Annotated in this window: 10 protein-coding genes and 1 pseudogene; 7 read left to right on the top strand and 4 right to left on the bottom strand. The window is 64.6% G+C overall.

All coding sequences use genetic code 11. The features are described 5' to 3' along the window. The first annotated feature begins 90 nt into the window (after positions 1 to 90). Both PPL01S_RS23775 and PPL01S_RS23770 read left to right on the top strand, forming a co-directional pair. Complete coding sequence (locus tag PPL01S_RS23775) at positions 91 to 921, top strand: alpha/beta fold hydrolase (RefSeq protein ID WP_028626239.1); 831 nt, start codon at positions 91 to 93, stop codon at positions 919 to 921. Between the two features lie 141 nt (positions 922 to 1062). Continuing rightward, positions 1063 to 1551 (top strand): annotated as a pseudogene (locus PPL01S_RS23770) (sulfite exporter TauE/SafE family protein); the annotation flags it as partial. Here the strand turns inward: PPL01S_RS23770 and nudC are convergent. Both nudC and PPL01S_RS23760 read right to left on the bottom strand, forming a co-directional pair. Next, positions 1519 to 2349, bottom strand: a complete 831-nt coding sequence (nudC, locus tag PPL01S_RS23765) for an NAD(+) diphosphatase (RefSeq protein ID WP_028626240.1) — start codon at positions 2347 to 2349, stop codon at positions 1519 to 1521. The pseudogene PPL01S_RS23770 and the gene nudC sit on opposite strands and share 33 nt — an antisense overlap. Positions 2350 to 2384: 35 nt before the next feature. After that, positions 2385 to 3197, bottom strand: a complete 813-nt coding sequence (locus PPL01S_RS23760; RefSeq protein WP_016392737.1) for a crotonase/enoyl-CoA hydratase family protein — start codon at positions 3195 to 3197, stop codon at positions 2385 to 2387. Between the two features lie 152 nt (positions 3198 to 3349). On the opposite strand from PPL01S_RS23760, the gene nhaB reads away from it, so the two are divergent. From nhaB to PPL01S_RS23740, 4 genes are all read left to right on the top strand, one after another. Beyond that, entirely contained in the window at positions 3350 to 4852 is a 1503-nt protein-coding gene (nhaB, locus tag PPL01S_RS23755) for a sodium/proton antiporter NhaB (protein ID WP_028626241.1), read from the top strand. An 85-nt stretch (positions 4853 to 4937) separates the two neighbouring features. Continuing rightward, complete coding sequence (locus tag PPL01S_RS23750; RefSeq protein WP_016392739.1) at positions 4938 to 5573, top strand: dihydrofolate reductase family protein; 636 nt, start codon at positions 4938 to 4940, stop codon at positions 5571 to 5573. A gap of 70 nt (positions 5574 to 5643) precedes the next feature. Beyond that, positions 5644 to 6207 carry a lipocalin family protein gene (locus tag PPL01S_RS23745; protein ID WP_016392740.1) on the top strand — a complete coding sequence of 188 codons (564 nt, stop codon included), beginning with the start codon at positions 5644 to 5646 and terminating at the stop codon, positions 6205 to 6207. Positions 6208 to 6251: 44 nt separating this feature from the next. After that, positions 6252 to 7208, top strand: coding sequence for a ribonuclease Z (locus PPL01S_RS23740; RefSeq protein ID WP_028626242.1), 957 nt, complete (start codon positions 6252 to 6254; stop codon positions 7206 to 7208). A gap of 26 nt (positions 7209 to 7234) precedes the next feature. Here PPL01S_RS23740 and PPL01S_RS23735 read toward each other — a convergent pair whose 3' ends face one another. Together PPL01S_RS23735 and PPL01S_RS23730 are read right to left on the bottom strand one after the other, a co-directional pair. Next, positions 7235 to 8518, bottom strand: a complete 1284-nt coding sequence (locus PPL01S_RS23735; protein ID WP_016392742.1) for a Zn-dependent hydrolase — start codon at positions 8516 to 8518, stop codon at positions 7235 to 7237. Between the two features lie 103 nt (positions 8519 to 8621). Next, on the bottom strand, positions 8622 to 10112 hold the full coding sequence (locus tag PPL01S_RS23730) for an NCS1 family nucleobase:cation symporter-1 (protein ID WP_016392743.1): 1491 nt from the start codon (positions 10110 to 10112) through the stop codon (positions 8622 to 8624). Between the two features lie 470 nt (positions 10113 to 10582). Here PPL01S_RS23730 and hydA point away from each other — a divergent pair, with 470 nt between their 5' ends. Then, positions 10583 to 12022: a dihydropyrimidinase gene (gene hydA, locus PPL01S_RS23725; protein ID WP_028626243.1), complete on the top strand. Its 1440-nt coding sequence runs from the start codon at positions 10583 to 10585 to the stop codon at positions 12020 to 12022. The last annotated feature ends 65 nt before the right edge of the window (positions 12023 to 12087 follow it).

The following is a 12087-nucleotide window of genomic DNA, read 5'->3' as shown; positions in this document are numbered from 1 at the left end:
GCCGGCGATGAGGCCAATACTGACAACACAACAATCTCTCCTATTCTCAATAGCTCACTTGGCAATCCCCTGCACAGAGGAGACACGACCATGAGCTACGTGACCACGAAGGATGGCGTTCAGATCTTCTACAAGGACTGGGGCCCGCGCGATGCGCCGGTCATCCACTTCCACCACGGCTGGCCACTGAGTGCCGACGACTGGGACGCGCAGATGCTGTTCTTCCTCGGCCAGGGGTTCCGGGTCGTCGCCCATGATCGCCGCGGCCATGGGCGCTCCAGCCAGGTCTGGGACGGCCATGACATGGACCACTATGCCGATGATGTGGCGGCCGTGGTCGAACACCTGGGCACCCAGGGCGCCGTGCATGTCGGCCACTCCACCGGCGGCGGTGAAGTGGTGCGCTACATGGCCCGCTACCCGGGTGACAAGGTGGCCAAGGCGGTACTGATCGCCGCGGTACCACCGCTGATGGTGCAGACCCCAGGCAACCCTGGCGGGCTGCCCAAGTCAGTGTTCGATGGGTTTCAGGCCCAGGTGGCGAGCAACCGTGCGCAGTTCTATCGCGATGTGCCGGCCGGGCCGTTCTATGGCTACAACCGGCCGGGTGTCGAAGCTTCGGAAGGCATCATCGGCAACTGGTGGCGGCAAGGCATGATCGGCAGTGCCAAGGCTCATTACGACGGGATCGTGGCCTTCTCGCAAACCGATTTCACCGAGGATCTCAAGGGCATCAAACAACCGGTGCTGGTGATGCACGGCGATGATGACCAGATCGTGCCGTATGAAAACTCCGGGCCTTTGTCGGCCAAGCTGTTGCCCAATGGCACGTTGAAGACTTACCCAGGCTTCCCGCATGGCATGCCGACTACCCATGCCGAAGTGATCAACGCGGATTTGCTGGCGTTCATCCGTAGTTGAGGATGACTGTACCGGCCCTATCGCCGGCAAGCCGGCTCCCACAGGTAACCCACTGCACCTGAGATCAGTGGGGCATCTGTGGGAGCCGGCTTGCCGGCGATAGGGCCGGTACTGACAACACCCGCCCCACGGCATTACCATGCCCTCCTCCTGCCGCGGCCTTTTGCCACACCGCTGCCTGTCAAACTCGTCTTCCTCTGCGGCGTCTACCTGCTGTTCGGCGGCACACCCAAGGCGCCGCTGGATGCCGACGTGCCGATCAAGAAGAAATGGCAATTCCCGCAAGGCTTCACCCTGGGCTTCTACGACGGCGTGGCCGGCCCCGGCACCGGTGCGTTCTGGACCGTCAGCACGCTGCTGCTCTACCCCATCGACCTGGTCCGTGCCAGCGGTGTGGCGCGCAGCATGAACTTCGTCAGCAACATCGCGGCGCTGACGGTGTTCATCATTTCCGGGCAGGTGGATTACATCGTCGGCCTGTGCATGGGCCTGTCGGTGATGGTCGGCGCCTTCTTCGGCGCACGCACGGCGATCAGCGGCGGCAGCAAGTTCATCCGCCCGGTGTTCATCACCGTGGTGCTGGCGTTGACCGTGCGGCTAGCGTGGCAGCACTGGTTCGGGCAGGCCTAGACGCCGGGCTACGTACAGATCGATCAGGTACCGGGCGATGGACCGCCCGGCCGGCAGCGGCGGCAGGTCGTGGACGCTGAACCACTGGGCATCCTCGATCTCGTCCGGCTGCATGACGATCTCGCCGCCGGCGTATTCGGCGTGGAAACCCAGCATCATCGAATGCGGGAACGGCCAGCACTGGCTGCCCACGTATTGAATGTTCTGTACCTCCACCGCCACTTCCTCACGCACTTCGCGCACCAGGCAATCCTCGGCCGACTCGCCCGGTTCGGCAAAGCCTGCCAGGGTGCTGTAGACGCCGGTGACGAAGCGTGGCGATCGGGCCAGGAGGATCTCGTCGCCGCGGGTCACCAGCACGATCATGCTCGGCGAGATGCGCGGGTAGCTGCGCAGGTCGCAGGGCTGGCAGTACATCGCCCGCTCCCAGCGGATCTGCGTCATCGGCTGGCCGCAGCTGCCGCAGAAGCGGTGCTCGCGGGCCCAGGTGCCGATCTGCGCGGCGTAGCCGAGCACCTTGAAGGTGTCGAAGTCGCCTTCGAGCATGAAGGCGCGCAGGCCACGCCAGCTACAGCCCGGCAATTCGGCCGTGCTGCGCAGTTCGAGCAGGAACACCGGCTCCCCGTCGAAGTGGCCGATGCCGTGCTCGCACAGCACGTCCAGGTCCTGGCGCTTGAGCCAGTCGCGGGGGAACAGCGCGCCGTTGGCGTCCACCAGAAACCCTTCCGGGCTGCGGGCGACGGCCCAGCCCCCGGTGATCTGCGGGGCGAGTACTGCGGTAGTCCAGCGTGCTGACATGTCGGGGTTCCTTGACTGCGCGTCCCCCGGCCCGGTCAGTCGGCGAACGTCGGTTTCTGTTTGCTCATGTGCGCCGCCACGGCCACGCGCAGATCCTCGGACTGCAACATCGCGGCGTTCCAGGTGGCGATGTAGTCCAGGCCGTCATCGATGCGGTGGTCGCGCATGTAGCCGAGCATCTGCTTGGTGCCCGACACGGCGATCGGCGATTTTGCGGCAATTTCGGCGGCGATGGCAAAGACCGCGTCGAGCAAGGCCGCCTGATCATCATAGACCCGGTTGACCAGGCCGATACGCAGCGCCTCGTCGACCTCCACGGTGCGTCCGGTGTAGGCCAGCTCACGCATGATGCCGTCGCCGATGATACGCGGCAAACGTTGCAAGGTGCCGACATCGGCGGCCATGCCCATGTCGATTTCCTTGATCGAGAACTGCGCGTCGCGGCTGCAGTAGCGCATGTCACAGGCCGAGATCAGGTCGATGGCACCGCCGATGCAATAGCCCTGGATCGCCGCCAGCACCGGCTTGCGACAGTTGTCCACGGCATTGAACGACGCCTGCATACGCTGGATGGTGCGGCGCAGCAGGCGGGCGTTGCGGCCGACGTCCTTGCCCATCTGGCCCGCCAGCGAGGCCAGCATCATCAGGTCGATGCCCGCCGAGAAATGCTTGCCCGCACCACTGACGACCACAGCGCGCACGGCATCGGTGTCATCGATCCACTGGAAGATGGCGACGATTTCTTCCCAGAACGCGGCGTTCATCGCGTTGATCTTTTCCGGGCGGTTGATTTGCACATGGGCGATGTTGTCGGTCAGTTCGACCTTGAATGCGCTGTACTCGGTCACGGGGCGGCACTCCTGGGGGAAAAGGGTTGTCAGCGCAGGATGGTAACTCAGCCCGGCAGCCGCACTTGTGCCAAAACCGGGACTCGATGTCTTGCCTGAGGCGCCATGATCAGGCACCGTGCGCGCTTGCCGAATCATAAGGATACAAATTCATGTCGCGCTCCCTGACCAGCGCCCTGGCCCACGGTTTCCTCGGGCAGTCACCGCTTTGGTACAAGGTGGTGATCTGCCTGTTCCTCATTCTCAACCCGTTGCTGCTGGTCAGCGTTGGCCCGGTGGCCGCGGGCTGGGCACTGGTGATCGAGTTCATCTTCACCTTGGGCATGGCCCTGAAATGCTACCCGCTGATGCCAGGCGGGCTGTTGCTGATCGAAGCCTTGCTGCTGAAGATGACCACGCCCCAGGCCTTGTACGACGAGCTGTTGCACAACTTCCCGGTGATCCTGCTGCTGATGTTCATGGTGGCGGGCATCCATTTCATGAAGGAGCTGCTGCTGTTCCTGTTCTCGCGGATCCTGCTGGGGGTGCGCTCGAAGGCGTTGCTGGCACTGTTGTTCTGCGTGCTATCGGCATTTCTCTCGGCGTTCCTCGACGCCCTGACCGTGACCGCGGTGATCATCAGCGCCGCCGTGGGCTTCTACGCGGTCTACCACCGCGTCGCCTCCAACACCAACCCGCGCGAGGACAGCGCGCTGGACAGCGACCAGCAGATCGAACAACTGCACCGTGAAGACCTCGACCAGTTCCGCGCCTTCCTGCGCAGCCTGCTGATGCACGGCGCGGTGGGCACCGCCCTGGGCGGCGTGTGCACCCTGGTGGGCGAGCCGCAGAACCTGCTGATCGGCCATGAGATGGGTTGGCACTTCGCTGACTTCTTCCACCAGGTCGCGCCGGTCTCGATGCCCGTGCTCGCTGCGGGCCTGGTGACCTGCGTGCTGCTGGAGAAGCTGCGCCTGTTCGGCTACGGCACGCTGATGCCGGAGCGGGTGCGCCAGGTGCTGGCAGCCTACGCCGCCGAAGACGATGCCGCACGCACGCAGGCGCAGCGTGTGGCGCTGTGGGTGCAAGGCATCGCCGCGTTGATCCTGATCGTCTGCCTGGGTCTGCACATTGCCGAGGTCGGCCTGATCGGCCTGCTGGTGATTGTGCTCATCACCGCCTTCACCGGCATTACCGACGAACATCGCCTGGGCCGGGCATTCCAGGATGCCATGCCGTTCACCGCGTTGTTGGTGGTGTTCTTCGCAGTGGTCGCGGTGATCCATCAGCAGCAGCTGTTCAGCCCGCTGATCGCCTGGGTGCTGGCGCTGCCGGCCGAGCAGCAGCCGGGCATGCTGTACCTGGCCAACGGCCTGCTGTCGGCGATCAGTGACAACGTGTTCGTCGCCACCATCTACATCACCGAGGTGAAACAGGCCTTTCTCAACGGCGGGATGAGCCGCGAGCACTTCGAGACGCTGGCCGTGGCGATCAATACCGGCACCAACCTGCCCAGCGTGGCCACGCCCAATGGCCAGGCGGCGTTCCTGTTCCTGCTGACCTCGGCGATCGCGCCGCTGATCCGCCTGTCGTATGGGCGCATGGTGTGGATGGCCCTGCCCTACACCGTGATCATGGGTGGCCTGGGTTGGTGGGCGGTGACCTACTGGCTGTAAATTCGCCGGCGGTGTCGAAACGACGCCGCGCCGTTCGACCAGGGACAAGGCCTGCGTACCGACAGACCATCCCTGGAGAACCCTCATGCGCAAACTCATCGTTGCCGCCTTCGTCAGCCTCGACGGCGTCATGCAAGCCCCCGGCGGCCCGCAGGAAGACACCAGCGGCGGCTTCACCTACGGCGGCTGGATCGTGCCCTTTGCCGAAGAGGTCTTCGGCCAGGCCATGCAGGCACTGTTCAGCCAACCCTTCGAACTGCTGCTGGGCCGGCGCACATACGATATCTTCGCCGACTATTGGCCGAAGGTTAAAGACGACACCGAAGACTTCTCCATCGCCAACCTGTTCAACAGCGTGCCCAAGCACGTCGCTACCCACTCGCCCGACACGCTCGACTGGCACAACAGCCATGCCCTGGGCGCGGACGTGAGCGCTGCGGTGCGCAGGCTCAAGCAGCAAGACGGTGCCGACCTGCTGACCCAGGGCAGCGCCGACCTGGTCCAGCAACTGTTGGCAGCTGACCTGGTGGATGAACTGCAACTGCTGATCCACCCCTTGCTGCTGGGCCGGGGCAAGCGCCTGTTCGGCACCGATGCTGCTGCGGGCGCCTTCACCCTGCAGCACTCGCAGGTGTCGCCCAAAGGGGTGGTGATTGCCCGTTACATGCGCGCCGGTGACGTGCAGACCGGATCGTTCGAGTTGCCGCCCGACGGGGCGTGATCCCATACAACTTTTACCGCCTGCGCGCATCGAACCCAGGTAAGCCCCATCCGTTTCCAGGAGGTTCGCCATGGCGATGCGCACAGCGTTGATCCTTTCCTGCATGACCCTGGCCATTGCCGGCTGCGTCGGCTCGAGCGACGAGCATCGCTCGCCCCCCACCACCCAGCAGGTCGACCTGCAACGCTACCAGGGCACCTGGTACGAGCTGGCGCGCCTGCCGATGTTCTTCCAGCGCAACTGCGTGCAGTCCGAAGCGCACTATGGCTTGCGCGAGGACGGGCGCATCGACGTGAGCAACCGCTGCAAGGAAAAGGACGGCCAGTGGAACCAGGCTCAGGGCATCGCCGAAGCCCAGCAGCCGGGCAGGACCGACAAGCTCTGGGTGCAGTTCGACAACTGGTTCAGCCGCCTGGCGCCCGGGCTGAGCAAGGGCGAGTACTGGGTGCTCTACCATGACCAGGACTACCGCGTGGCGCTGGTCGGGCACCCCAACCGCGAGTACCTGTGGCTGCTGTCGCGTACCCCGGCGATCACCGACCAGACCCGCGAGCAGTTGCTGACCATCGCCCACCAGCAGGGCTATGACACCGACAAGCTGATCTGGCGCCAGGATGACCTCGCCACGCCCTGACAACCGGGCTACTGTGTAGGCCCGCCACTTCCGGAGCCCAGGCATTGGACCTGCAGTTTCTCGGCACCTCGGCCGGGGTGCCCACCAAGATGCGCAACGTCAGCGCCACCGCCGTCATCGAAGCCAGCGGCAGCCACTGGTACCTGGTGGATTGCGGCGAAGGCACCCAGCACCAGTTGCTGCACACTTCGCTTTCCGTGCGTGACCTGCGTGCCATCTTCATCACCCATGTGCACGGCGATCACTGCTTCGGCCTGCCCGGGCTGCTGGCCAGTGCCAGCATGAGTGGGCGCACGCAGCCACTGGACCTGATCCTGCCCGCAGCACTGCATGACTGGTTGCGGCTGAGCCTGTCGGCCAGTGACTCCTTCTTGTCGTTCGAGCTGCGCCTGGTGGCCGTCGAAAACTTCACAGGCTGGCGCAGTGACACGGTCATGGTCGACACCGTGATGCTGTCGCACCGGGTGCCGAGCGTTGGTTTCGTGTTCACCGAGATCAACCCTGCGCCGCGTCTGGATGTGCAGCGCCTGGATGCCGAAGGGATTCCTCGCGGGCCGTTGTGGGGCGCGTTGGCCAAGGGCGCAACGGTGGAACATGCCGGGCAGACTCTGCACGGCCAGGACTACCTGTGTGCTTCGCGGGCGCCGCGGCGGGTGATCGTCTGCGGCGACAACGACACCCCCGAGCTTCTGGCGCAAGTGGCCAGGGACGCGGATGTCCTGGTGCACGAAGCGACCTTCGGCCAAGCGGTCATCGAGCGTACCGGCATCAGCTTTGGCCACAGCTGTGCGGCTGCGGTGGCGCGATTTGCCGAAAAGGCCGGCGTGCGCAACCTGGTGCTGACCCACTTCAGTGCGCGCTACCAGTCCGATCCCCGCCGCACCCCGAGCATCGAGGACCTGCGCGTGGAAGCGCAGGCCCACTACAGTGGGCACCTGACCCTGGCCCGGGACCTGCAGCGCTATCACATCGGGCGTGATGGATGGCTGCTGCCGGTATAGCCTGGCCACCCAAGCCGCCCTTGCCGCTACGCGGCCAAGCGCCCGCTGGCGATCGCCTCCGAGGCCGCCAGCATCGCCCGCAGCAGCACCGCGCAACCGGCTGCCAGGTCTGGCGGCGTGGCGTTCTCGATCTCGTTGTGGCTGATGCCGTTCTCGCACGGCACGAAGATCATCCCCGCTGGCCCCAGCTCGGCGAGAAAGATCGCGTCATGCCCTGCACCGCTGACGATGTCCATGTGCGGCAAGCCCAGGGTGCGCGCCGAGTCGCGCACGGCATCGACGCAGCCACGCTCGAAGTACAGCGCCGGGAAGTCGGCCGTGGGGATCAGTTCATGGGTCAGGCCATGCTTGGCACAGGTCGCTTCGATCACGGCACGCACGTCGGCGATCATCGAATCCAGCCGCTCGCCTTCGAGGTGACGCAAGTCCAGGGTCATGCGCACCTCGCCCGGGATCACGTTGCGCGAGCCCGGGTAGGCCTGCAGGCAACCCACGGTGCCACAGGCATGCGGCTGGTGGCCGAGCGCGGCCTTGTTGACCGCCTCGACCACCGCCGCGGCACCGACCAGGGCGTCCTTGCGCAGGTGCATCGGTGTCGGGCCGGCGTGGGCTTCGACGCCACGCAGGGTCAGGTCGAACCATTTCTGGCCAAGGGCCCCCAGCACCACGCCGATGGTCTTCTCCTGGTCTTCAAGGATCGGCCCCTGTTCGATATGCGCTTCGAAGTAAGCCCCCACCGGGTGGCCGAGCACGGCGCGCTGGCCGGCGTAGCCGATGGCGTTCAGCGCCTCGCCCACGCTCACCCCCTGGGCGTCGCGCTTGGCCAGGGTTTCCTCGAGGGTGAATTTACCGGCGAACACCCCCGAGCCCATCATGCACGGCGCGAAGCGCGAGCCTTCTTCGTTGGTCCACACCACCACTTCCAGCGGGGCCTCGGTTTCGATGCCAAGGTCGTTGAGGGTGCGGATCACCTCAAGCCCCGCCATCACGCCGAAGCAGCCGTCGAACTTGCCGCCGGTGGGCTGGGTGTCGATGTGGCTGCCGGTCATCACCGGCGGCAGCTTGGGGTTGCGGCCCGGGCGGCGGGCGAAGATGTTGCCGACGGCATCGACGCTGACGGTGCAGCCTGCGGCCTCGCACCAGTCGACGAACAGGTCGCGGGCCTGGCGATCGAGGTCGGTCAGGGCCAGGCGGCACACCCCGCCCTTGACGGTGGCGCCGAGGCGCGCCAAGTCCATCAACGATCGCCACAAACGGGCGCTGTCGACGTGGTGGTCGGTGGATTGCAGGACACTCTGGGCTGGGGTCATCGGTTTTACTCCTCAGGCGTTTTCATATCTGCATCGGGTTTGGTTATTGCGCTGCCAGGTCGGGCCTCATCGCCGGCTTGCCGGCGATGAGGCCAACTCGGTATCAGGGCAACGGCTTGGCCAACCGCGCCGGCCCACGCACCGCCACCCCACCCAGCGCGTAATACAACGCGCCACCGAGCAACGATCCGGTAAACCAGCCATAGTCGTAGAACCAGCTGAAACTGCTGTTGCCGATGGCCATCACGGTCAACCCCACCGGCACGGCGAAGGCGGCAAAACCCGCCCAGTTCCAGGCCGGGTAGACGTCGTCACGGTACAGCCCGGCCAGGTCCAGCTTCTGCCGACGGATCAGGAAGTAATCCACCACCATGATCCCGGCAATCGGCCCGAGCAGGCTGGAGTAACCCAGCAGCCAGTTGGAATAGACACTCTCAAGGCTCAGGTCGGAAACGATCCAGCCAAGCTTCTTGAGCAACTCGTGGCCCATCAGCGCCAGGCCGATGAAACCCGTCAGCCACACCGCGCGGCTACGCCCGATCAGGCGCGGGGCGATGTTCTGGAAGTCGTTGGTCGGCGACACGATGTTGGCCGCGGTGTTGGTCGACAGCGTGGCGATCACGATCAGCGCCATGGCCAGCGCGACCCAACCCGGGCTGTGGATCTTGCCGATCAGGCTCACCGGGTCCGACACCGTTTCGCCCACCAGCGAGGCGGAGGCGGCGGTCATCACCACCCCTAGCGCGGCGAACAGGAACATGGTCAGCGGAAGCCCGAAGATCTGCCCCAGAATCTGGTCCTTCTGGCTCTTGGCGTAACGGCTGAAGTCGGGGATGTTCAACGACAACGTGGCCCAGAAACCGACCATCGCCGTCAGCCCTGCGCAGAAGTAGCTCACCACGCTCGCCCCTTCCGGACGCTTGGGCGGCTGGGCCAGCAACTCGGTCATCGACATGTGCGGCAAGGCCCAGAACAGCAGGCCGAAGCCCACCGCCACCAGCAGCGGCGCCGACAGCGTTTCGAGCCATTTGATCGACTCCGCGCCACGCAGCACCACCCACAGGTTCAGGGCCCAGAACACCATGAAGCCGATCACTTCGCCGGTGCCACCCAGGGCTTTCCAATCCGCGAAGATCGAACCCAGGAACAGGTGGATGGCCAACCCGCCGAACATCGTCTGGATGCCGAACCAGCCACAGGCGACCACGGCGCGGATCAGGCACGGCACGTTCGAGCCGAGGATGCCGAACGAAGAGCGCAACAGCACCGGGAAGGGAATGCCGTACTTGGTGCCGGGGAAGGCATTGAGCGTCAGCGGGATCAGCACGATGAGGTTGGCCAGCAGGATCGCCAGCAGCGCCTCGCCCACGCTCAGGCCGAAGTAGGCAGTCAGTACACCCCCGAGGGTGTAGGTGGGCACGCAGATGGACATGCCCACCCACAGCGCGGTGATGTGCCATTTGTTCCAGGTGCGCTGATGCACCTTGGTCGGCGCGATATCGTGGTTGTAGCGCGGGCTGTCGAGCACGTCATTGCCTGCCGACAGCTCGAACAGGCCATCCTGCTCGATCACTTCCGATCTGCTCTGTTGCATGGGGCCTTCTCCAGATTTTTCTAATTGTTCGCTCATCGGGCTGATGCGATGGCCGGAGTCTCTACACCACCAGTACTGCACCTCCGGTCCGGCCTGGCGGTTGTGGCCGTACTCAATTTGCGTGCCGGGTTTCAAGTTGGTGCAGCCTGGCTTTTCAGCGGCGCGGCCAGCGCCTCGAAGCCAGGATTCAAGCAGCTGATTTTGCATGGAAAATCTTGACCAATTTGGCTTCTTGTCAAGTGCGTCAAAATGGTGAATGGCCTCAACAATTTGGTGATTACAAAATTAAATACTTATATTTCAATAACTTATGAAAGTTATAAGCTCATGAAATATTTTCTTGAACAATCCAAAATCAGCAACTAGATTCCATTCTTGTCAGGACTGACAGGATTGATATTTCCTCCAGCCCCTGACCCATGACAATTTCAAGAACCGGCCCAGACCGGTCAGCCTGCGAGGAAGACGGCATGTCCCTGTTGATCCGTGGCGCCACCGTGGTCACCCACGAAGAGAGCTATCCCGCTGATGTCCTGTGTGTCGATGGCCAGATCCGCGCCATTGGCAAAGACCTCGAACCCCCTACCGACTGCGAGATCCTCGACGGCAGTGGCCAGTACCTGATGCCCGGCGGTATCGACCCGCATACCCACATGCAGCTGCCCTTCATGGGCACCGTGGCCAGCGAGGACTTCTTCAGCGGCACCGCCGCAGGGCTGGCAGGCGGCACCACCTCGATCATCGACTTCGTCATCCCCAACCCGCAGCAGTCGCTGCTCGAAGCCTTCCACACCTGGCGCGGCTGGGCACAGAAAAGCGCCTCCGACTATGGCTTCCACGTCGCCATCACCTGGTGGAGCGAGCAGGTCGCCGAGGAGATGGGCGAGTTGGTCAACCAGCACGGGGTCAACAGCTTCAAGCACTTCATGGCCTACAAGAACGCCATCATGGCCGCCGACGACACCCTGGTGGCCAGCTTCGAGCGCTGCCTGCAACTGGGCGCGGTGCCCACCGTGCATGCCGAGAACGGCGAGCTGGTGTATCACCTGCAACAGAAACTGCTGGCCCAGGGCATGACCGGCCCGGAAGCGCACCCGCTGTCGCGCCCCTCGCAAGTCGAAGGCGAAGCCGCCAGCCGCGCCATCCGCATCGCCGAAACCATCGGCACGCCGCTGTACGTGGTGCACATCTCCAGCCGCGAAGCGCTGGACGAGATCAGCTACGCCCGGGCCAAGGGCCAACCGGTATATGGTGAGGTGCTGCCCGGCCACCTGCTGATCGATGACAGCGTCTACCGCCATCCGGACTGGTCCACCGCCGCGGGCTACGTGATGAGCCCACCGTTCCGTCCGCGCGAGCACCAGGAGGCACTGTGGCGCGGCCTGCAGTCGGGCAACCTGCACACCACCGCGACCGACCACTGCTGCTTCTGCGCCGAACAGAAAGCCATGGGCCGCAACGATTTCAGCCGCATCCCCAATGGCACGGCCGGCATCGAGGACCGCATGGCCGTGTTGTGGGATGCCGGGGTCAACAGCGGGCGCCTGTCGATGCACGAATTCGTCGCACTGACCTCCACCAACACGGCGAAAATCTTCAACCTGTTCCCGCGCAAGGGCGCCATCCGCGTCGGCGCCGACGCCGACCTGGTGCTGTGGGACCCGCAAGGCACGCGCACGATCTCGGCGCAGACCCACCACCAGCGCGTCGACTTCAACATCTTCGAAGGCCGCACCGTGCGCGGCATACCCAGCCACACCATCAGCCAGGGCCGCGTGGTCTGGGCCGATGGCGACCTGCGTGCGGAGCCGGGCGCAGGCCGGTATGTGGAACGTCCGGCCTACCCCTCGGTGTACGAGGTGTTGGGCCGGCGCGCCGAGCAGCAGCGCCCGACGCCCGTTCAGCGCTGAGGCCATCGCCGGCAAGCCGGCTCCTACAAGGAAAGCATCGCTCTCCAGGACATCACTGTACCTGT

The sequence above is a fragment of the Pseudomonas plecoglossicida NBRC 103162 = DSM 15088 genome (assembly GCF_000730665.1).
Lineage (GTDB): Bacteria > Pseudomonadota > Gammaproteobacteria > Pseudomonadales > Pseudomonadaceae > Aquipseudomonas > Aquipseudomonas plecoglossicida.
Note: the sequence above shows the minus strand (reverse complement) of the source record. Positions and strands in the feature narration are given on the sequence as shown.